General features: G+C 66.2%; 14 protein-coding genes. 5 read left to right on the forward strand and 9 right to left on the reverse strand.

Annotated features, from left to right (window positions below; all coding sequences use genetic code 11):
* The first annotated feature begins 120 nt into the window (after positions 1-120).
* The 3 genes from GEV38_RS15485 to mobA all read left to right on the forward strand — a co-directional run bounded on the left by GEV38_RS15485 (position 121) and on the right by mobA (position 5,073).
* Entirely contained in the window at positions 121-1,296 is a 1,176-nt protein-coding gene (locus tag GEV38_RS15485) for an efflux RND transporter periplasmic adaptor subunit (protein WP_015270563.1), read from the forward strand.
* Between the two features lie 11 nt (positions 1,297-1,307).
* Positions 1,308-4,436 carry an efflux RND transporter permease subunit gene (locus GEV38_RS15490; protein WP_015270564.1) on the forward strand — a complete coding sequence of 1,043 codons (3,129 nt, stop codon included), beginning with the start codon at positions 1,308-1,310 and terminating at the stop codon, positions 4,434-4,436.
* Between the two features lie 61 nt (positions 4,437-4,497).
* On the forward strand, positions 4,498-5,073 hold the full coding sequence (gene mobA / locus GEV38_RS15495; RefSeq protein WP_015270565.1) for a molybdenum cofactor guanylyltransferase MobA: 576 nt from the start codon (positions 4,498-4,500) through the stop codon (positions 5,071-5,073).
* 183 nt (positions 5,074-5,256) lie between these two features.
* On the opposite strand, the gene GEV38_RS15500 is transcribed toward mobA, so the two are convergent.
* The 5 genes from GEV38_RS15500 to peaA all read right to left on the reverse strand — a co-directional run bounded on the left by GEV38_RS15500 (position 5,257) and on the right by peaA (position 11,586).
* A complete protein-coding gene (locus tag GEV38_RS15500; RefSeq protein ID WP_015270566.1) occupies positions 5,257-6,930 on the reverse strand; it encodes a fatty acid CoA ligase family protein in 1,674 nt (557 codons plus the stop codon).
* 131 nt (positions 6,931-7,061) lie between these two features.
* Positions 7,062-8,183: a quinohemoprotein amine dehydrogenase subunit beta gene (gene peaD, locus GEV38_RS15505; protein WP_015270567.1), complete on the reverse strand. Its 1,122-nt coding sequence runs from the start codon at positions 8,181-8,183 to the stop codon at positions 7,062-7,064.
* 32 nt (positions 8,184-8,215) lie between these two features.
* Complete coding sequence (gene qhpC, locus GEV38_RS15510) at positions 8,216-8,539, reverse strand: quinohemoprotein amine dehydrogenase subunit gamma (RefSeq protein WP_004375838.1); 324 nt, start codon at positions 8,537-8,539, stop codon at positions 8,216-8,218.
* A gap of 1 nt (position 8,540) precedes the next feature.
* Positions 8,541-9,971, reverse strand: coding sequence for a quinohemoprotein amine dehydrogenase maturation protein (gene peaB / locus GEV38_RS15515; protein WP_015270568.1), 1,431 nt, complete (start codon positions 9,969-9,971; stop codon positions 8,541-8,543).
* Between the two features lie 49 nt (positions 9,972-10,020).
* Complete coding sequence (peaA, locus tag GEV38_RS15520; RefSeq protein WP_054572755.1) at positions 10,021-11,586, reverse strand: quinohemoprotein amine dehydrogenase subunit alpha; 1,566 nt, start codon at positions 11,584-11,586, stop codon at positions 10,021-10,023.
* Between the two features lie 494 nt (positions 11,587-12,080).
* On the opposite strand from peaA, the gene GEV38_RS15525 reads away from it, so the two are divergent.
* Positions 12,081-13,574, forward strand: coding sequence for an aldehyde dehydrogenase (locus tag GEV38_RS15525; protein WP_054572744.1), 1,494 nt, complete (start codon positions 12,081-12,083; stop codon positions 13,572-13,574).
* A 137-nt stretch (positions 13,575-13,711) separates the two neighbouring features.
* On the forward strand, positions 13,712-15,025 hold the full coding sequence (locus GEV38_RS15530) for a hypothetical protein (RefSeq protein ID WP_054572745.1): 1,314 nt from the start codon (positions 13,712-13,714) through the stop codon (positions 15,023-15,025).
* A 139-nt stretch (positions 15,026-15,164) separates the two neighbouring features.
* Here GEV38_RS15530 and GEV38_RS15535 read toward each other — a convergent pair whose 3' ends face one another.
* From GEV38_RS15535 to GEV38_RS15550, 4 genes are read right to left on the reverse strand one after another with little or no spacing between them, the layout of a single operon-like run.
* On the reverse strand, positions 15,165-16,457 hold the full coding sequence (locus GEV38_RS15535; RefSeq protein WP_015270572.1) for an NAD(P)/FAD-dependent oxidoreductase: 1,293 nt from the start codon (positions 16,455-16,457) through the stop codon (positions 15,165-15,167).
* A complete protein-coding gene (locus GEV38_RS15540) occupies positions 16,450-17,127 on the reverse strand; it encodes a hypothetical protein (protein WP_054572746.1) in 678 nt (225 codons plus the stop codon). Before GEV38_RS15540 ends, GEV38_RS15535 begins: the two co-directional genes overlap by 8 nt.
* On the reverse strand, positions 17,117-18,850 hold the full coding sequence (locus GEV38_RS15545) for an ABC transporter ATP-binding protein (RefSeq protein WP_054572747.1): 1,734 nt from the start codon (positions 18,848-18,850) through the stop codon (positions 17,117-17,119). Before GEV38_RS15545 ends, GEV38_RS15540 begins: the two co-directional genes overlap by 11 nt.
* Position 18,851: 1 nt before the next feature.
* Entirely contained in the window at positions 18,852-20,762 is a 1,911-nt protein-coding gene (locus tag GEV38_RS15550) for a sigma-54-dependent Fis family transcriptional regulator (RefSeq protein WP_054572748.1), read from the reverse strand.
* Positions 20,763-21,075 lie beyond the last annotated feature (313 nt).

Consider the following 21,075-nt stretch of genomic DNA (forward strand, 5'->3'; position numbering starts at 1 on the left):
AGAACACTACAGGCAGACAGGATTGTTCTTCACACTTTTTCACACTCGTCCTACAGGTATTAACAGCCACGCAAGGAACGCCTGCCGTAGCATACCGGCGGTCATCATCGGAAGATCCGTATGTCTACTACCCTCCCCCCACGCTTGCGCCCGTTGGCGCTTCTGGCGCTCCTGAGCCTGTCCCTGGCCGGCTGCGACGACAGCGCCGAACAGGAAGAACAGGCCCCCACCCCGCAAGTGCGGGTGGAAACCCTGCAACTGCAGCCACTGGCCATCAGCAGTGAGCTCAGCGGCCGCATCCTCGCGCCGCGCACCGCCGAAGTGCGAGCACGTGTCGCGGGCGTTGTGCTCAAGCGGGTGTATCGCGAAGGCAGCGACGTCAAGCAGGGCGATGTGCTGTTCCTGATCGACCCGGCACCGTTCAAGGCCGACCACGACAGCGCCCGCGCCACCCTGGCCAAGGCCGAGGCCACCCTGTACCAGGCACGCCTGCAGGAGCAGCGCTACCGCGAACTGGTCGACGACAAGGCCGTCAGCCGCCAGGAATACGACAACGCCAAGGCCAGCTACCTGCAGGCCGATGCCGCAGTGGCCGAGGCCAGGGCCGCCCTGGAACGCGCCCGCCTGAACCTCGGCTACGCCACCGTGACGGCTCCGATTTCCGGCCGTATCGGGCGCGCACAGGTCACCGAAGGTGCGCTGGTCGGGCAGAACGAGACCACGCCCCTGGCGACCATCCAGCAGCTGGACCCGATCCACGCCGATGTCACCCAGTCGACCCGCGAGCTCAACGCCCTGCGCCGCGCCATGCGTGCCGGCGAGCTGCAGCAGGTGGGCGACGGCCAGGCCCGGGCCACGCTGATCCAGGACGATGGCAGCACCTACCCGTTGCCGGGCAAACTGCTGTTCTCCGACATCAGCGTCGACCCCAGCACCAACCAGATCACCCTGCGCAGTGAGTTCCCCAACCCGGACCTCGACCTGCTGCCAGGCAGCTACGTGCGCGTGCGCCTCGAGCAGGCCGTGCAGCCCAAGGGCCTGAGCGTGCCGCAGCGCGCCATCCTGCGCGACAGCGCTGGCGTGCCCAAGGTGCTGGTGGTCGACCCGCAGGCCCGGGTCAGCGACCGCCAGGTAGTACTGGGCAGCGCCCAGGGCGACCGCTGGATCGTCAGCGAAGGCCTGGCCCCCGGCGAACGGGTGGTGGTCGAGGGCCTGCAACACGTCAAGGCCGGTGACCAGGTGCAGGTCGACAACGCATCAGGGGCATCGCCCATCGCACAGCACACTGGCCAGTGAGGGCCTGATTCATGCCGCAATTCTTCATCGACCGCCCGGTATTCGCCTGGGTGGTCGCCCTGTTCATCCTGCTGGCCGGTGCCCTGGCCATCCCGCAGCTGCCGGTGGCCCAGTACCCCAACGTGGCCCCGCCGCAGGTGGAAATCTACGCCGTGTACCCGGGCGCCTCGGCGGCGACCATGGACGAGAGCGTGGTCAGCCTGATCGAGCAGGAGCTTAACGGCGCCGACAACCTGCTGTACTTCGAGTCGCAGAGCAGCCTGGGCAGCGCCACCATCACCGCCACCTTCGCCCCGGGCACCAACCCGGACCTGGCCCAGGTCGACGTGCAGAACCGCCTGAAGGTGGTCGAGTCGCGCCTGCCGCGCCCGGTGACCCAGCAAGGCCTGCAGGTGGAAAAGGTCTCCACCGGCTTCCTGCTGCTGGCCACCCTCACCTCCGAAGACGGCAAGCTCGACGAAACCGCCCTGTCGGATATCCTTGCGCGCAACGTGATGGACGAGATCCGCCGCCTCAAGGGCGTCGGCAAGGCCCAGCTGTACGGTTCGGAACGCGCCATGCGCATCTGGATCGACCCACGCAAGCTGATCGGCTTCAACCTCACGCCCAACGACGTGGCCGAGGCCATCGCCGCGCAGAACGCCCAGGTGGCCCCCGGCAGCATTGGTGACCTGCCCACCCGTGGCACTCAGGAAATCACCGCCAACGTGGTGGTCAAGGGCCAGCTGAGCACCCCCGAGGAGTTCGCCGGGATTGTCCTGCGTGCCAACCCGGACGGTTCCACGGTGACCATCGGCGATGTCGCCCGGGTCGAGATCGGTGCCCAGGAATACCAGTACGGCACGCGCCTGAACGGCAAGCCGGCCACCGCCTTCAGCGTGCAGCTGTCGCCGGGCGCCAACGCCATGGAAACCGCCACCCTGGTGCGGGCGAAGATGCAGGACCTGGCGCGCTACTTCCCGGAAGGCGTCAAGTACGACATCCCCTACGACACCTCGCCATTCGTCAAGGTGTCGATCGAGCAGGTCATCAACACCCTGTTCGAAGCCATGCTGCTGGTGTTCGCGGTGATGTTCCTGTTCCTGCAGAACCTGCGCTACACCCTGATCCCGACCCTGGTGGTGCCGGTGGCCCTGATGGGCACCTTCGCCGTGATGCTGGCCATGGGCTTCTCGGTCAACGTGCTGACCCTGTTCGGCATGGTGCTGGCCATCGGCATCCTGGTCGACGATGCCATCGTGGTGGTGGAAAACGTCGAGCGGATCATGGCTGAGGAAGGCCTGCCGCCCAAGGAGGCTACGCGCAAGGCGATGGGCCAGATCAGCGGCGCGATCGTCGGCATTACCCTGGTGCTGGTGGCGGTGTTCCTGCCGATGGCCTTCATGCAAGGCTCTGTGGGGGTGATCTACCAGCAGTTCTCGCTGTCGATGGCAGTGTCGATCCTGTTCTCGGCGTTCCTCGCCCTCAGCCTGACCCCGGCGCTGTGTGCCACCCTGCTCAAGCCGGTGGCCAAGGGCGAGCACCACGAACGCAAGGGCTTCTTCGGCTGGTTCAACCGGCGCTTCGAGGGCATGAGCAACGGTTACCAGCGCTGGGTGGTGCAGGCGCTCAAGCGCAGCGGCCGCTACCTGCTGGTATACGCGTTGCTGCTGGCGGTGCTGGGTTATGGCTTCAGCCAGCTGCCCACGGCGTTCCTGCCCACCGAAGACCAGGGCTACACCATCACCGATATCCAGCTGCCGCCGGGCGCCAGCCGCATGCGCACCGAGCAGGTGGCGGCACAGATCGAGGCGCACAACGCCGAAGAGCCCGGCGTGGGTAACACCACCTTGATCCTGGGTTTCAGCTTCTCGGGCAGCGGGCAGAACGCAGCGCTGGCCTTCACCACGCTCAAGGACTGGTCCGAGCGCGGTGCCGACGACAGCGCCCAGTCGATCGCCGACCGCGCGACCATGGCCTTTACCCAGCTCAAGGACGCCGTGGCCTATTCCGTGCTGCCACCGCCAATCGACGGCCTTGGCGAGTCGACCGGCTTCGAGTTCCGCCTGCAGGACCGCGGCGGCATGGGCCACGCCGAGCTGATGGCCGCCCGCGACGAACTGCTGGCAAATGCCGGCAAAAGCAAGGTGCTGACCAACGTGCGCGAAGCCTCGCTGGCGGAAAGCCCGCAGGTACAACTGGAAATCGACCGCCGCCAGGCCAACGCCCTGGGCGTATCGTTTGCCGATATCGGTTCGGTGCTGGACGTGGCCGTGGGTTCCAGCTACGTCAACGACTTCCCCAACCAGGGCCGCATGCAGCGGGTGGTGGTGCAGGCCGAAGGCGACCAGCGCAGCCAGGTCGAAGACCTGCTGAAGATCCACGTGCGCAACGACAGCGGCAAGATGGTGCCACTGGGCGCCTTCGTCCAGGCCAGGTGGGTCAGCGGCCCGGTGCAGCTGACCCGCTACAACGGCTACCCGGCGGTGTCGATTTCCGGCGAACCGGCAGCCGGCTACAGTTCGGGCGAAGCCATGGCCGAGATCGAGCGCCTGGTGGCCCAGCTGCCGGCCGGTGCCGGCCTGGAATGGACTGGCCTGTCGCTGCAGGAGCGGCTGTCCGGCAGCCAGGCACCGATGCTGATGGCGCTGTCGTTGCTGGTGGTGTTCCTGTGCCTGGCAGCGCTGTACGAAAGCTGGTCGATCCCCACCGCAGTTCTGCTGGTAGTACCGCTGGGCGTGCTCGGTGCGGTGCTGGCGGTGACCCTGCGCGGCATGCCCAACGACGTGTTCTTCAAGGTCGGCCTGATCACGCTGATCGGCCTGTCGGCGAAGAACGCCATCCTGATCATCGAGTTTGCCAAGAGCCTGGTCGACCAGGGCGTGGATGCTGCCGACGCCGCCGTGCAGGCCGCGCGCCTGCGCCTGCGCCCGATCGTGATGACCTCGCTGGCGTTCATCCTGGGCGTGGTGCCACTGGCCATTGCCAGCGGCGCCAGCTCGGCCAGCCAGAAGGCGATCGGTACCGGGGTGATCGGCGGCATGCTCAGCGCCACCCTGGCCGTGGTGTTCGTGCCGGTGTTCTTCGTGGTGGTGATGCGCCTTGCCGGGCGACGCCAGGCGGGTAATGCCGACACGCAGGCCGTGACCAGCGACAGCTGACTGGACAAGCCCCGCGTGAAATGGGAGGGTTCCCGGCATTGACTGCCCGGAACCCTTTTTCATGCCTGATGCCCTGCCCCCCTGCTCCATCCTCATTCTCGCCGGTGGCCGCGGCCAGCGCATGGGCGGCCGCGACAAGGGCCTGGTCGACTGGCAGGGCGAACCGCTGGTGGCGCATGTGCAGCGCGTGGTACGGCCGCTCAGCGATGACCTGGTGATTTCCTGCAACCGTAACCAGCAGGCCTACCGGGCGTATGCCGACCAGTTGGTCGGCGATGCCGAGGCGGACTACCCCGGGCCGTTGGCGGGGGTGATTGCCGGGCTCAAGGTGGCGCGGCATGAATGGGTGGTGCTGCTGGCCTGTGATGCACCGCTGGTTGACCGGGGGTTGATCGAGGACCTGCTGCACCTGGCGGTGGCGGGTGACAGTGCGGCCATGGTGCGCCAGGGTGGGTACTGGCAGCCGATGTTCAGCGTGCTGCCACGCCGGGTGTTACCGGTGCTGGAGCAGGCCTGGGCGACGGGCGAGCGGAGTTTGCAGAAGGCCTTGCTGCGTGAAGCGGTGCAGGGGCTGGAATGTGCCGACGATGATCGCAGGTTGAGCAACTTCAACAGCCCGGAGTTGCTGCAGGGCTGAGGTCATCTGCTGCCTGACCATCAGGCCTGCGCGGTCCTTGTAGGAGCGGCCTTGTGTCGCGAAAGGGCCGCAAAGCGGCCCCGGGATTTCGGCGCAGATGCACAAATTGCCGGGGCTGCTCTGCAGCCCTTTCGCGACACAAGGCCGCTCCTACAGGGGCCCACTTCCTTTTCAATGGGTGATTTACCCGGCAAACAGCTCCTCGACACTGATCTCGCGCATGCGGAACTTCTGCACCTTGCCGGTCACCGTCATCGGGAACTCATCGACAAAGCGGAAGTACCGGGGCACCTTGAAGTGTGCGATCCGCGCCTTCGCCCAATCGCGCAGTTCCTCCGCGCTGGCCGTATGCCCCGGATGAAGCCGCACCCAGGCCACGATCTCTTCACCGTACTTGCTGCACGGCACGCCAATCACCTGCACATCGGCCACCGCCGGGTGGGTGAAGAAGAACTCCTCCAGCTCGCGCGGGTAGATGTTCTCGCCGCCGCGAATGATCATGTCCTTGCTGCGCCCGACAATACGCACATAGCCCTGCTCGTCCATCACCGCCAGGTCGCCGGTGTGCATCCAGCCTTCCTCATCGATGCTTTCGGCCGTGGCCTTGGGGTTGTTCCAATAGCCCAGCATCACGCTGTAACCCCGCGTGCACAATTCGCCGATCTCGCCCCGCGGCAGCGTGTTGCCATCGGCATCAATCACCTTGTTCTCCAGCCTTGGCTGGGTGCGCCCGACGCTGGTCACGCGGCGCTCCAGGTCGTCGCTGGCGCCGGTCTGCAGCGACACCGGGCTGGTTTCGGTCATACCGTAGGCAATCTGCACCTCGGCCATGTGCATCTCGCCGATAACCCGGCGCATCACTTCGATCGGGCAGGTGGCGCCGGCCATGATCCCGGTGCGCAGGCTGGACAGGTCGAACTCGTCACGCTGCGGGTGGTCCAGTTCGGCAATGAACATGGTCGGCACACCGTACAAGGCAGTGGCCTTTTCTTCCGCCACCGCACGCAGGGTGGCCAATGGGTCGAAGGCGTCGTTGGGGTAGATCAGGGTGCTGCCGTGGGTCATGCAGCCGAGGTTGGCCATGACCATGCCAAAGCAGTGGTACAGCGGCACCGGCACCACCAGCCGGTCATGCTCGGTCAGGCCCAGGCTTTCACCGACCATGTAGCCGTTGTTGAGGATGTTGCTGTGGCTGAGGGTGGCGCCTTTCGGGAAACCGGTGGTGCCCGAGGTGTACTGGATATTGATCGGGTCGTCGCAGCGCAGCTGCGCCTGGCGCTCGGCAAGGGCTTCGCGGCTGACGGCCGCGGCACGGGCCTGCAGGTCGTGCCAGGCGAGAAAGCCCGCCGGTGGCGCAGCGGCCAGGCTGACCACACCGCGCAGTTCGGGGAAGCGTTCGCAGATCAGGGCGCCCGGCTGGCTGCTGGCCAGGCCCGGAACCAGGCCCAGCAACATGGCGTGGTAGTCGGATGTCTTGAACGCGTCGGCGCAGATCACCCAGCGGCAGCCGGACTGGCCGAGGGCGTAGTCCAGTTCGCTGGAGCGGTAGGCCGGGTTGATGTTGACCAGGATCGCGCCCACCTTGGCGCTGGCGAACTGGGTGATGCACCACTCTGCGCAGTTGGGTGCCCAGATACCGAGGCGGTCACCGGGCTGCACGCCCAGGGCCATCAGCGCACGGGCGTGCTGGTCGACCGCGTCGGCCAGCTGCTGCCAGGTGTAGCGCAGGGCCTGGTGGCGGACGACCAGGGCGTCACGGTCGGGGAAGCGGGCGACGGTGGTGTCGAAGGCGTCGCCGATGCACTGGGTAAGCAGGGGTTTGTCCTGGTTGCCCTGGGAGTAGCTTGGCTGGGGCATGGGCGGTCTCTTGTTGTTCTTGTGTTGATTGAGCGGGCCTCTTCGCAGCACAAGGCTGCTCCTACATTGGAGCGCAGTAGCCTGTAGGAGCAGCCTTGTGCTGCGAAGAGGCCAGTGAAGCCATCCTGGAGCTAACGGATGAACACCTGCGGCGTGGTGGTGGACATGTCCCCACCCGGCAACTTGATGTTCTTCACTTTCTCCAGCGTATCCGGGTTGAACACCGCCAGGTCATTGAAGGTGCCGCCCAGGTACAACTTGTCGCCTTTCTTGTCGAAGGCCACGCAGTAGTAAGTGTGGTCCAGATTCGCCGCCTTGATCAGCTTGCGCTGTTTGAGGTCGTACTTGGCCAGGCGGTTGAGCACGCCGTAGATCTGGTTCGGGTCTTTTGGCGAACGCAGCCCGGTGAAGTACAGCTCGGTCAGGTCGGCAAATTCCTGGGTGTGGGTCTTGCCGGTCTTCAGGTCGACGCTCAGGTAGCCATACAGCAGATCGGCGGTGGCCGGGTCCTGCTTGTCATCCTTGAACCTGGCAATGGTGTACAGCATCGAAAACTCGTGGCGCGGGCTCTGGTGCGGCCAGAAGTACAGCACGTCCGGGGCGCTGTAGCCTTTGCGGTTCCAGTTGCGTAGCGGCAAGGCCACCGTGTACTTGCCGGTCTTCACGTCCATCTTGTAGATGTCCGGCCCGGCGACGTACAGGCTGCCATCGTCCGCCGCACGCATCAGGTACACCTGGCGCGGCATCGGGAAGGTGCGCACCGGCTTGGCCTCCAGGCCATCGGCGGTGCTGAACACCTCCAGCCGCGGTGGCTTGACCACGTAGTGGTCGTTCAGGCGCTGGGTCGGGTTGACCGTGGCGTACACTTCCTTGCCGTCCGGGCTGATGGCGAACGAGTACATCGACCGGCCCACCTCACCCGGCACACTGGACAGGTTGGCGTGGAAGGTGTTCTTGCAGGTGTCCAGGTCGATGCCGTAGATGTCGCCGTAGTGGTTGTTGAGCACGTAGGCGGTGCGGTTGTCCGGCGCCATCATCGCGGTGCCGGGGCCGAACTTGTCGGGCATCACGCAGCTCTTGTACACCGTGTCACTGGCCACATCGACCACGTGCAGGTTGTTCGGGTAGTTGGTCACGATCATGTATTCGTGGCCAGCCTTCAGCGCCGGCCCGGTGTCGGCGGCCTGTACCAGCCCGGCACAGGCCGTGGCGGCGATGGTGAGCGCGAGTGACGCGCAGCGTCCAGCTTTCATGCGGTTTCCCCTTGTCATTCTTGTTGGGCCGGTCACTTGTCTTTCGGGAACACGGTGCCGAGGTTGCGCCAGTCTTCCGCCGAGTTGCTCGCCTGGGCGTTCCAGTCCTGGTAGGTGCTCATCATGTCCGGCACCTGGGCCGGCCACCAGCAAGGGTCGGAGCAGCCATACAGGTCGGCCTCCATCGGCTGGCACAGCGAGCTCACGCCACCAAAGGCGTCCACTTCCCAGCCCGGGTCGGTGGTGGCGGTGCAGCCCGCCACTGCGCTCATGGCCATGACTTCTTCGACGCGGTCTTCGGCGGCGGCCTGCTCGAGGATGCGCGCCTTGTTGTTCAGGGGCTTCAAGTGCTTCATGTCAGTGCGCCTTCCGCGGGGTGATGTAGCGATCGATGAAGGCCGGGTTGGCGGCCATGATGCGGCTGTAGACTTCGATGCCGAAGTCGACCCAGTCGCGCATCAGTTCGCAATAGTGGTAGGTCGGGTGCTGCGGGTCGCCATAGCGGGCATAGCTTTCGTGGTAGCAGCCGCCGGAGCACAGGTTGCGGATGCGGCAGCTGTCGCAGCCGGTGTTGCTGCGGTCCAGGCGCTGCGACAGGAAGTCGTTGAGCTGCGCCTGCTTCACGCCCTGGTGCACATTGCCGAAGGTCGGCAGGCTGGAGCCGGTGAAGCGGTGGCACAGGTTCAACTCGCCCTCATGGTCCACGGCCAGCATCTTCAGCCCGGCGCCGCACGGCAGGGCCTTCTTGTGGCCTTCGTGGATGTCGGTGATCAGCTGGTGCAGGTTGGAGAAGCCGATGTTGCGGTGCTCCAGCGCAGCCTCCAGGTAACGCCGGCCCAGCGCCTTCATGTTGGCGAACACCTGCACCAGCTCTTCGCCCGTGAGGTTGAAGTTGGCCATGTCGCCGGAGGTGACCGGGGCAAAGCCGACTTCAGCGAAGCCCAGTTCGTTGAACAGGTGGTTCCAGATGGTCTCGACATCGGTGATGCCACGGGTCAGCGTGACCCGCGCGCCCACCGGGCGGCTGTGGTAGCGCGACAGCAGCATGTCGACCTTGCGCCGCACCACGTCATAGGTGCCCTGCCCGCCCACGGTGATGCGGTTGCGGTCGTGCACGGTCTTGGGGCCGTCGATGCTGATCGACAGGCCGAAGCGATGGGCATTGAGCCAGTCGACGATCTCTTCGTTGAGCAAGGTGGCATTGGTGGTCATGATGAACTCCACCTGCTTGCCCGCCTCGGCGAAGCGCCGCTCGCAGTAGGCGACCATGTGCTCGATCAGTGGCCGGTTGGACAGCGGCTCGCCACCGAAGAACACCACGCTGTAGCGCTGCTCGTCGGGCGACTCCTTGAGCAGCATCTCCACCGAAGCCTCGGCGGTGGCAGTACTCATCTTCTTGCCCGCGGACGGTTTGTCCAGGTCTTCCTTGTAGCAGTAGGTGCAGCTGAGGTTGCAGCCGGTGTTGACGTTGAGCACCACGGTGTTCAGCGCCGTGCGCTCGACCTGCTTGAGGGCGATTTCCGGGGTCAGCGGCGAGCCGTCGCTGACCAGTTCCAGCGCGATCAGCTCGCGCAGGGTGTCCTGGATATCGCTGCCGGCAAACCGCTGGCCAAGGCGCTGCATCAGCTCCTCGGCCGAGCAGCCTTGCTGGCGCAGGGTGTCGATGATGCCGCCGGTCACCGCGTCGGCGGTGAACAGCGAACTGCTGGGGATATGGAACAGCATGCGGTCGGCGTCGACCTGCACTTCATGCAGGTTGCGTTCGACCAGATTCAGTAGCGCGCCCATGGCGACCTCCCGATAATCGATCCGTTGGAAAACCGTAAGCCCCCTGCCGTTACGGCAGCGGCGGGTTGTTCCAGCGCTGTACGGTGACGATCATGTGCCCCTCGCCAGTCTGGCCACCGTCGGCCAGGGTGGCGATGACCTTCAGGTTGCCGGCGTTGTTGGTCATCATCTTGCGCTCCGGGTTGGGGCCAGCGCCGCCTGGCACGAACACGCCATCGGCCTGCATCTTCCCGGCGAACTTGACGTCTTCGTCCTCGACCGCACGCTCGTTGAACGGCTCGACCTTCCAGCTGGCCGGCAAGTAGCCGATGCGCAGCGGCTGGCCATTGGCGTCCTTGCCCCAGGCTTCGGCCTCGAAGCGGCCCTGCACCTTGGGCACCGAGGCGCCGTTTTCACCGATGCGGGCGATGGAGAACGCCGGCACCACTTTCACTTCCTCGACCTTGTCGTACACCGCCAGGTTGACGCCCTTGAGCGCCCCTACGGCGACTTCGCGCTGGCCAGGCCTGGCATCGGCCGCGGCGCGGGCCTTCACCCGTACCAGGGTTGGGGTCTGCTCCAGTACCTCGGTCACTTCCACGCCAGCGCCCAGGTCCGGTTTGCCGGCCAGGCCGCTGCCGACCAGGGTGATCTCGCTTTCGCCACCGGCCTTGATGAATGCCGGTTGTACCGCCAGCAGGCGCGCCTTGCCCTCCTTCACTGCGGTGAAGTCCAGGCCACGCTCGTCGTGCTCGGCCTCGAACATGCGGCCCTTCATTTCGCCATCCAGCGCGGCGAACACCTGGCGCAGGTTGGCGTCGCCGACCTTGACGTTGCCACGCCATTCATAGCCGTTGTAGAGGATCGCCGACCCGCTGCCATTGAACGGCGTGCCGTCGGCATAAGCGCCCTTGACCTCGACCTTGAAGGTGTCACCCTGGTCAGGCGTGACGCTCATCACCCCGCGCACATCGCCCTTGGCCAGCATGTGGCCGCTGAATGTCCACTGGCCCGGCAGCGTATCGGCCTTGGGCCTGGCTTTCTGCCATTCGGCCCACGCCGCGCTTTCCAGCGGGTAGCGCTTGGCCAGGTCCGGCACCACTTGTTGCAGGGCGATCGGCAGCCAGTCGCGGTCACGCGCCTGGGCCTGGTATTCGAGGGACGGCCACTGGCCGAGATGGAAGTTGACCAGGTGCTCCCACTCCTTGGCCGGGCGCCGCTGCAAGGCGACACGGGCACCGGAGTGGCAACGGCCACAGGTTTCGCTGAGCTGGGTGTCGAACTGCTCGACGGTGTTCAGCCGGCGCTCCATGGCATACCGCACGCCATCGGTTTCGCTGGGCGCCAGGCCCTGCTTGTCGGCCAGGTACTTGACCAGGGTGCGGCGGTCGTCGTCGCTGATCTGCAGGCCGTGCATCACCTGCATGCGGGCGATGCTCATCAGCCAGCCTTCCGGCGTCTTGCGCTGGTGGCTGATGCGGCTGTAGGTGTCGTTGCCTTCGGGGATATGGCACCCCATGCACTTGTTCTGCAACAGGCTCGGGCCCTGCTCGGCCGCCATGGCCTGGGTGCTCAGCAGCGCGGCGGCGACCAGCGCCAGTTTGCCCGCATGCCGCCGGAGTCGAGTCGTCTTCAAGGTCAGACCTCCACGGTTGTTGTTCTTATCGTTTTCGCACGCTTTGGTACAGCAGGTGTGCATGTGACGGTTGTGATACAGGAACTGTGCCAGGTGATGTAAAAGTGTTTTCTTTCAACCTTTTAGCCGGTTTTCCGGCCTTGGCCAGCAGCAGGTATGGCCAATTGCAGCGTGCCATTTCGCGACAGGGTGTTTCATCCTGAGACAAGGGCCTGCTGCGCAGGCCTTCGCGGGCATGCCCGCTCCTACAGGTATCGCACCGGCTCCAGGCATTGTGCATTCCCTGTGGGAGCGGGCGTGCCCGCGAAGAGGCCGGAACAGCCACTGTTTCACCACCGTCTCACACCGTCTCAATGTGCAACAGCGCAACCCTGCAATCCCAACCTTGCAGCAGGAAAAAACCCAACCCGTTCAACGGTTTGCAGCCATCTACCGACCTTGGCACGCCCATTGCGCCTATGCCTGTCACATCCAATGACAAGAGGCACCGTCCCATGCTTTCCGAACTGCCCATCCTGCCCGCCACCCGCGCCTTTCTCGAACGCAAGCTGAAGATGCGCATCGGCGCCGACTGGCAGGACGCCGCCAGCGGTCGCACCCTGGCGTTCCGCAACCCGGCCACTGGCGAGGTACTGGGTGAAGTGCCCGCCGCCGAGGCCGAAGATGTCGACCGCGCCGTGCGCGCCGCTCGCCAGGCCTTCGACGATTCGCCGTGGAGCCGCCTGCGCCCACGCGAGCGGCAGAACCTGCTGTGGCGCCTGGCCGACCTGATGGAGCGCGACGCCCGCCAGCTGGCCGAACTGGAATGCCTGAACAACGGCAAGAGCGCCGCCGTTGCCCAGGTGATGGACGTGCAACTGGCCATCGACTTCCTGCGCTACATGGCCGGCTGGGCCACCAAGATCGAGGGTAGCACCGTCGAAGCCTCGATGCCGTTGATGCCCAACGACCAGTTCCATGGTTTCGTGCGGCGCGAGGCAGTGGGCGTGGTCGGCGCCATCGTCGCCTGGAACTTCCCGTTGCTGCTGGCCTGCTGGAAGCTCGGCCCGGCCCTGGCTACCGGTTGCACCGTAGTGCTCAAGCCCGCGGACGAAACACCGCTGAGCGTGCTCAAGCTGGCTGAGCTGGTGGACGAAGCCGGCTACCCGGCTGGCGTGTTCAACGTGGTCACCGGCACCGGCCTGAACGCCGGCGCCGCACTCAGCCGCCACCCCGGCGTGGACAAGCTGACCTTCACTGGCTCCACCGAGGTCGGCAAGCTGATCGGCAAGGCAGCCATGGACAACATGACCCGTGTCACCCTGGAGCTCGGCGGCAAGTCGCCGACCATCGTCATGCCCGACGCCAACCTGCAGGAAGCCGCCGCCGGCGCCGCCACGGCGATCTTCTTCAACCAGGGCCAGGTGTGCTGCGCCGGGTCCCGCCTGTACGTGCACCGCAAGCACTTCGACAACGTGGTGGCCGACATCGCCGGCATCGCCAACGGCATGAAGCTGGGCAGCGGCCTGGACCCTGCGGTGCAGATGGGCCCGCTGATCTCGGCCAAGCAGCAGGACCGCGTCACCGGCTACATCGAGCTTGGCCGCGAGCTGGGCGCGACCATCGCCTGTGGTGGCGAAGGCTTCGGGCCTGGCTACTTCGTCAAGCCGACGGTGATCGTCGATGTCGACCAGCGCCACCGCCTGGTACAGGAAGAGATCTTCGGGCCGGTGCTGGTGGCGCTGCCGTTCGATGACATCGACGAAGTGATCGGCATGGCCAACGACAACCCCTATGGGCTGGGTGCGAGCATCTGGTCCAACGACCTGGCCGCCGTACACCGGATGATCCCGCGCATCAAGTCGGGGTCGGTGTGGGTCAACTGCCACAGCGCCCTCGACCCTGCCTTGCCGTTTGGCGGCTACAAGATGTCCGGCGTCGGTCGTGAGATGGGGGCGGCTGCCATCGACCACTACACCGAGCTGAAATCGGTGTTGATCAAGCTCTGATCATTTTCCTGTACCGGCCTCTTCGCAGCACAAGGCTGCTCCTACAAAGGTAGCGCGGTCCTTGTAGGAGCAGCCTTGTGCTGCGAAGACGCCGGCACAGGCAACCCGAGAACAACAACAAAAACATGGAGCACACCATGAGGCACAAACTCGCCTGCACATTGGCCCTGCTGTTCGCCGCCCCGGTCACCCAGGCCTACGAGCTGTACAACCACGACGGCACCACCCTCAACGCCGACATCGAAGCCCTGTTCGGCGCTTTCCACAGCGACGAAAGCTTCAACCTCGCCGGCAACCGCAAGCCTGGTAGTACCGCCTGGCAGGAAGGCTACGTCAAGTATGGCCTCAGCGGCAGCCAGGCCCTGGCCGACAGCGGCGCGCTCTACGGTGCCTTCAACCTGCTCAGCTCCGCCACCTGGGGCGACGGCGATGCCGCCGGCCTGACCCTGGGGGACGAGCGCCGCACCGCCATCGAAGACCTGTACCTGGGCTGGCGCTCGGCCAACCTGTTCCCGGCCCTGGGCGAAGACGGCGTGAACATTTCCGGCGGCCGCCAGGTGGTGACCCTGGGCGACGGCTTCCTGATCCAGGGCGACCCAGTGAACCTGGGCAAGGTCGACCTGGGCGCCAACTTCGACCGCGGTGGCGCCTACTACCTGGCCGCACGCAAGGCCTTCGACAGCACCGCCGTGCTGCGCCTTGGCGGCAAGCAAGGCTGGCGCAGCGACCTGATGTGGCTGAAGTCCGACAACCACTACCAGGCCGACACCTCGCTGGCGGTGGCCAACCTGGAGCACGTCGCCGAAGCCGGCACCGTCGGCCTGAGCTGGATCCGCGGCCTCGACGTGGACCAGCGCTACGCGCAGATCATGGGCCTGGAACACCGCGACGGCATGGACACCGCCAGCCTGCGCGGGCGTGGCAACCTGGGGGTGAAAGACCTGGAGCTGGCCGCCGAGTACGTGACCCAGGACAAAACCGGCGGGCGGGAGAACGCCTGGTACCTGGAAGGCAACTGGACCTTCTCCGAACTGCCCTGGTCCCCCACCGCCACCTACCGCTACAGCCGCTTTTCCGAAGACTTCGACCCGCTGTTCTATGGCCTGAGCCGTGGCTATGGCACCTGGTTCCAGGGTGAGGTGGCAGCCAATTATGCCGGGCCGTTCAACAGCAACAGCCAGGTGCACCACGTGGCGCTGAAGGGCAAACCACGGGACAACCTGACCGTCGGCGCGCTGTACTTCGACTTCGATACGCTGGACACCGACCAGGGCAACCTGGGCGGGCGGGAGCTGGACCTGTATGTGGAATGGATGGTCAACGACCACCTGCTGATCAGCCCGCTGGTAGGGTTCTACAAACCGGAACGCAGCGCGGCCAATGGCGGGACGCAGCTGGGTGGGCGGGATACCGGGACCTATATGCAGCTGATCGTCGGGACTTTCTTCTGATTCGAAATCCTGGGGCTGCTACGCAGCCCATCGCGACACAAGGCCGCTCCTACAGGTACCGCACAAGCATCATGGGCATCACCGAACCTGTAGGAGCGGCCTTGTGTCGCGAAAGGGCCGCAAAGCGGCCCCGGCAATCTCAAACCAAGCCCTGCTCCAACAACCACCGCCGCACCATCCTCTGCTGCTCCCCTGGCAGGCCTGACAACACTGCCTCGAGAGGTCGGCCGCTACGCAGCCCGCGCACCACCGGCGCCAACTCCACCCCCTGCAAATGCCACACCCCCAACGGCTGATCCGCCGTCACCACCACCTCGGCCTCATCCACCAGCCCGTCACGCAACACCGGCCGCCGCTCGACCCTCACCGCGCTCCAGTCCGCCGCCACGTGCAATGCCTGCATGTCCGGCCAACCCTGCCGCCGCGCCCAGAACGGCTGCCCCACCCGACCCTGCTCTTGCCCATAGAAATCCCGCCCGATCCGGGCAAAACGCAAAAACAGCTGTTCGATCCGCTGCTGGTGAAACTGCCGCGCCAACCCGGCCCGCTCGGGCCTGCGCAGCAAGGTATTGATCACCACCGGCGCCTGCAGCGCCGAAGACAGCGACTGGAAGATCCCGTTACCTGATAGCGGGTCAACGGCCATCGCGGCATCGCCCACGCGTATCCAGTCCTGCCCGACGCACTCACCGGCCAGAATCGCGGTACTGCTGCGCGCATGCACCTCTGCCGGCGCCAAGGCCCTGGCATCGAACAGCTCGGCCACCAGCACGCTGCCAGCTCGCCGCGCCGCACAGTAATCCGCCAATCCGGCCTTGCCCGGCAGCCCGGCGGCGTCCAGGGTGACTTGCCAGTAGCAGCGGCCGTCTTCCAGGCGCGCCATCCACGCCCAGCCATCTGCCAGGCTCTCCACCGCCGACGCTGGCGCCCCGGGGGCGGCCTGCCAGACATTCAGCAAGCTGACCGTCTCCGGCCCGCGCAGGCGGTCGGCGGCCAATGGGGCCTGGCGGCCTCGGGCTTCGACCAGGAAATCGGCCTGCAGTACCTGCCCGTCGTCCAGGCGAATGCCATGACCGACTTCGCGAACCACCTCACGCACCCGCCCCTCGACCACGCTCACACCCGCGCACTGAAGGTCGTCGCGCAGCGCCCGGTCAAACATTTGCCGATCGAGCAGAAACTCCTGGTTCAGGTGCAGCTGCTGGCCGTTCCAGTGCACTTGCCGAGTCGCCGGCATCGCCGCCTGGCGCAACGCCCCACCAAGGCCGGCATGGCGCAGCCCGTCCAGCACCCGCTGCGAAACCCCTTCGACCGCCGCGAACCGGCGCCACTCGGACACCACCGTTACCGCATAACCCAGCCGCCGCAGGCCAATGGCCGTGGCCGCACCCGCAGGGCCTGCCCCCAACACCACAATACGCGGTTCAGCCATGGCCGACACCTCGTCGCTCGGGGCCGGTAAACGCCGCGTGGTGGCGCAACCAGTCATGAACCTGCTGCTGGCCCATGCCCGGCTCGTCACACAGCAACGCAGCGATCCTGCCACTCAGGGCCGCACAGCCCAGGCTCGCGCCCGCCCTGCCGCCCGCCCCCACATAACCGCCAAAGTCCGCCTGCCGGGTACCCAGCCAGGACCACTGGCCAGGCGCACAGCGGGCATCGCCGGTAACCCGGATCACCCCGGAGTAGCTGGCCGGATACACCGGCCCGCCCTGCGCCGGGCTGGAGGCGCACAACAGCACACCCGCGGCCAAAGCCTCGGCGCAGGCCTGGTGCAGCACAGGCCGGTCCTGCTGCAGGCCAAGGCTGAGGTTGACCAGCGTAACCCCCGCCTCCACTAGCCACAGCAGCGCGGCCGCCACCTGCAAGGCACTGGTGCTGGCCTGGGCGCCGAAAACCTGGGCCAGCAGCACAGGCACCGGCCCGGCCTCCCGCTGCAAGCCGGCGAGCACCGCGCTACCGTGCCCAAGCTGGTCGGGCAGCATGTCACCTTCGCGCAACTGGCCGTCCTCCAGCCAGAAGCGGCGCGCGCCCAGCAAGGCGCTGGCCTGCTCCGGCGTGCAACCACTGTCGATCACGCCAACACGCACGTCAGTGCCCATGCTTGATCACCTCCTCGGGCAGCACCTGCAACTGGCCAGCGTGCAACTGCAGGTGCAGGTCGGCATCGGCCAGGGTCGAAGCACGGTGACTGATCAGGATGCGCGTGCGGCCGGCGAACAGCTGGTCGATGGCCGCGATCACTTCGCGCTCGGTGGCTTCGTCCACCGCCGAGGTGGCCTCGTCCAGCACCAGGATCGCCGGCGCCTGAAGCACCGCGCGGGCGATAGCTATGCGTTGTTTCTGCCCGCCGGACAACTGCTGGCCACGCTCACCGAGCAGGCCGTCCAGGCCCAGCGGCAGGCTGTCGACCAGGCTGTCCAGCCGCGCCAGGCGCACCACCCGCTCCAGTTCCTCACGGCTGGCCTCGGGCACGCCGTAGGCCAGGTTCTGTGCAAGGGTGCCGCGGAACAGCACGATATCCTGGCTGACCACCGCAATACGCCGGCGCAGCGCGGCCAGGTCCAGCTCACGCAAGTCGATGCCATCCAGCAGGATGCGCCCGGCGTCCGGGTCGTAGAAGCGCTGCAGCAGGTCGATCAAGGTCGACTTGCCCACCCCCGATGCACCGCTAATGGCGACCTTCAGGCCACCCGGCACGCACACCTGCACGTCGTTCAGCACCGCGCCCTGGCGCCCTTCATGGGCAAAACTCACCCCCTCGAGGCGCAATTCGCCCGGCCCGTCGGGCACCGGCTGCGGGTTGGCTGCCGGGCGCACGGCCACGGCCTCCTGCTTCAGCTCCATCACCCGCCCCAGGCTCACCGCCATGCGCTGCACCGCCACGTACAGGCCCAGCAGGCTCTGCACCGGCCCTACCGCCATGCCCATGTAGGTGGAAAAGGCGATCAGCGCCCCCAACTGCCAAGTACCCTGGATCACCCACCAGCCGCCGACCAGGAACGCGCAGGCGCGACACCAGGAGGTCAGCGTGCCAGGGATTGCCTGGGTGAAGAATTCGGTCACCTGCACCTTGAGCAGCTGGCGCATGTAGCCCTGCCCCAGTTGGTCCAGGCGCCCCGCCTCGCGGCCTTGCTGGCCGGCGGCCTGGATGAACTTCATTGCCGGCAGGGTTTCGACCAGGAACGACGACACATCTGCCGAGCGTTCGCGCAGGTTGCGTACTTCGCGCTCCACCTTGCGCCGCATCCAGCGCAGCCACAGCACTTCTATCGGTACCAGCAGCGCCAGCAGCAAAGACAGTTGCCACGACAGCATCAGCATCAACACCACCGCGCCCACCAGGCCGATCACCGCCGACACCGCCGAAAACAGCGAGTCCACGGCAAAGCGCTGGATTTCCGCCACATCGCCATCCAGCCGCGAAAGGATGTCGCCGATGCGCCGCCGCCCGTAGAACGTCGGCGACAGCTGCTGCAGGTGGCGGTAAAGGTCATCGCGCAGGGCAAACAGGATGCGCCCCGACAAGCGCGTGTGCAGGTAGCGGTTGACCCCGGCCAGCACGGTACCCAGCAGGCCCGCGCCGATCATGATCGCGGCCATGTGCCAGAGGGTCTGGTAGTCCTTGGCCAGCAGCCCCTCGTCGATCAGCGTCTTGACCAGCCAAGGTTGCGCCAGCGCCAGCAATGAGGCACCCAGCGACAAGCCGAGCAACAGGCCTATGGCGCGTCGATGGGGGCGCACGAAACCATACAGCCAGGCCAACGCCTGGCGCATGAGCACAGGGTCGCTGGACTCCACCAGCCGGGCGAACAGGCCGCCCACGTCAGCCGCGCAACTGTTTGAGCTTGCGGTACAGCGTCGCCCGGCTGATACCCAGCGCCTCGGCCGCCGCGGACACATTGCCCTGATGGCGCGCCAAGGCGCCACGTATCAGTTCCAGTTCGTTGTCCTTGAGGCTGCCGGAAGGCGCCGTGCCACTGGCCAGTTCGTCCAGCAGGCAGTCGGTGAGGTGGTCCAGGGTCAGCACCTGCTCGCCGTCCTCGCGCATGGCCAGCGCGGTGCGCACGACCATTTCCAGCTGGCGGATGTTGCCCGGCCAGTCGAAGCCTTCGAGCAACGCGGTCAGGGCCGGGTCCAAGGTCACGCCCCGGGCATCGGACTTTTCCAGCAGCCCCTGGATGATCGCAGTCAGGTCATCACGCTCGCGCAGTGCCGGCAGGCGCAGCGACACGCCGTTGACCCGGTAGTAAAGGTCTTCGCGGAAGTGCTGCTCCTGCACCAGGCGCTTGAGGTCGCGGTGCGTGGCACAGATCAATGCCACATCGATGTCCTGCTCGTCGCCCGCCCCCAGCGGTGCCACTCGCCGTTCCTGCAGTACCCGCAACAAGCGCGCCTGCAGCGCTAGCGGCATGTCGCCGATTTCGTCGAGGAACAGCGTACCGCCGTGGGCCTGCATCAGCCGGCCGACCATGCCGCCCCGGCGCGAGCCGGTGAACGCACCTTCACGATAGCCGAACAGTTCGGACTCGATCAGCCCTTCGGGGATGGCCGCGCAGTTGACGGCCACGAACGGTTTGTCGGCACGCGGGCTGGCCTGGTGCAGGGCCCGGGCGACGACTTCCTTGCCAGTACCGGTCTCACCCAGCAACAGCACCGGCAGACCATTGCCCAGCCCCTGGCGGGCCATGCGCAGGTTGCGCGCCAGGCGCGGGTCGCCACCGGCCAGGGCGTCGAGGGCGGGTGACTGCTTGCCCGGCGCCGGCTTGCTCACCGGCGTGCTGCCGTTGACCCGGCCATGGCGCGGCAGCTGCAGGGCGCGGAAGTAGAACTCGCCCTTGGCCGTTTGCACACTGCTCACCCCGCCCTGCCACAGGCGGGCGATGAAGGCCGGTGACCGTTCACCCAGCAGGTCGCTGCTGCGCCGGCCCAACAGCTCATGGCGCGGCACCTGCAACAGCTGGCAGGCACTGTCGTTGGCAGCCAGCACTTCACCGTCCAGGCTCAGCGCCAGCAGGCCATGCCAGGCGCTGTTGAGGTATTGCGGGCGGCTGTGAAAAGCCAGCACCAATTGCTCCGGGTGGCACAGGCCGAACATGCGGCTTTCGATGTTGCCGGCCGCCAGCATCAGCGTCGACAGGCTGTCCTGTGGTTGCGCCATCACCCCTTCACGGGTGATGTCGAGCACGCCGATCACCTCGCCGCGCGGGTCGCGCAGGGGTACCGAAGTGCAGGAGAACGGGCTGAGGCGGTCGAGGTAATGTTCGCCGCAGTTGATCAGCGTCGGCCGGCCTTCCACCACTGCCGTGCCGATCGCGTTGGTGCCACGCAGCGACTCGCTCCAGCAACTGCCCGGGTGCAGGTCGCGCAGGCCCTCGCGCTGCAGCACGTGCTTTTGCCCTTCGATGGCCAGCACGTTGGCCTGGGCGTCGCCGAGGATGACGATGCCGGCCTTGCCCTGACGCGCGACCAGGTAGTCCAGTTCCGGGGTAACGGCGTCGACCAGCAGACGGTTGCGCTCCAGCAGCATGCGCAGGTCGTGGCCCTGCTCCAGGCCCAGGCCCACCTGCTCGCCCTGCAGACAGTCCAGGCCATGGCCCAGGCTGCGGCGCCAGGAGGCATCGATCTCGTCGCGCAGCATGCCCAGTGGCAGCTCGCCTTCGCTGGCCAGCTTCAGGCGGGCCTGGCGGGATTCGTGCAGCGGGTCGTGGGCGTTTGTTATTAGTTGTCGCGCCATTTTCTACTCCGGCTGTGCCCCGCAAGGTGGCGGGGAACGGGCTTGGGAATTTTCCGCAGTGTGCGGGAGAAATCCCTGGCCGTCATCAGGCTGAGGTAGAAGGTGGCATATGGTGACGTTTACGTAAAGGGACACGCAGGAGCGCCGCCTTGCTCAAGATCTGGAAGCTTGCGCAAGCTTTGTGGGAGCGGGTTCCTCGAGGTCGATCACGGCTGCCGCTTGATTTCAACAAAGCCCAGGTGCCCGCCAGACACCTGGCACCGGCCCATTCGCGGGTAAACCCGCACACAGGGACGGCGTCGCACTTGAGATC

The sequence above is a fragment of the Pseudomonas sp. 13159349 genome, from assembly GCF_013305685.1.
GTDB lineage: Bacteria > Pseudomonadota > Gammaproteobacteria > Pseudomonadales > Pseudomonadaceae > Aquipseudomonas > Aquipseudomonas asiatica.

What these genes read in the sequence shown, in the direction of transcription:
- GEV38_RS15485 (WP_015270563.1), top strand. Translation starts at nt 121, where the DNA reads ATGTCTACTACCCTCCCCCCACGCTTGCGCCCGTTGGCGCTTCTGGCG.
- GEV38_RS15490 (WP_015270564.1), top strand. Translation starts at nt 1,308, where the DNA reads ATGCCGCAATTCTTCATCGACCGCCCGGTATTCGCCTGGGTGGTCGCC.
- mobA (WP_015270565.1), top strand. Translation starts at nt 4,498, where the DNA reads ATGCCTGATGCCCTGCCCCCCTGCTCCATCCTCATTCTCGCCGGTGGC.
- GEV38_RS15500 (WP_015270566.1), bottom strand. Translation starts at nt 6,930, where the DNA reads ATGCCCCAGCCAAGCTACTCCCAGGGCAACCAGGACAAACCCCTGCTT.
- peaD (WP_015270567.1), bottom strand. Translation starts at nt 8,183, where the DNA reads ATGAAAGCTGGACGCTGCGCGTCACTCGCGCTCACCATCGCCGCCACG.
- qhpC (WP_004375838.1), bottom strand. Translation starts at nt 8,539, where the DNA reads ATGAAGCACTTGAAGCCCCTGAACAACAAGGCGCGCATCCTCGAGCAG.
- peaB (WP_015270568.1), bottom strand. Translation starts at nt 9,971, where the DNA reads ATGGGCGCGCTACTGAATCTGGTCGAACGCAACCTGCATGAAGTGCAG.
- GEV38_RS15525 (WP_054572744.1), top strand. Translation starts at nt 12,081, where the DNA reads ATGCTTTCCGAACTGCCCATCCTGCCCGCCACCCGCGCCTTTCTCGAA.
- GEV38_RS15530 (WP_054572745.1), top strand. Translation starts at nt 13,712, where the DNA reads ATGAGGCACAAACTCGCCTGCACATTGGCCCTGCTGTTCGCCGCCCCG.
- GEV38_RS15535 (WP_015270572.1), bottom strand. Translation starts at nt 16,457, where the DNA reads ATGGCTGAACCGCGTATTGTGGTGTTGGGGGCAGGCCCTGCGGGTGCG.
- GEV38_RS15540 (WP_054572746.1), bottom strand. Translation starts at nt 17,127, where the DNA reads ATGGGCACTGACGTGCGTGTTGGCGTGATCGACAGTGGTTGCACGCCG.
- GEV38_RS15550 (WP_054572748.1), bottom strand. Translation starts at nt 20,762, where the DNA reads ATGGCGCGACAACTAATAACAAACGCCCACGACCCGCTGCACGAATCC.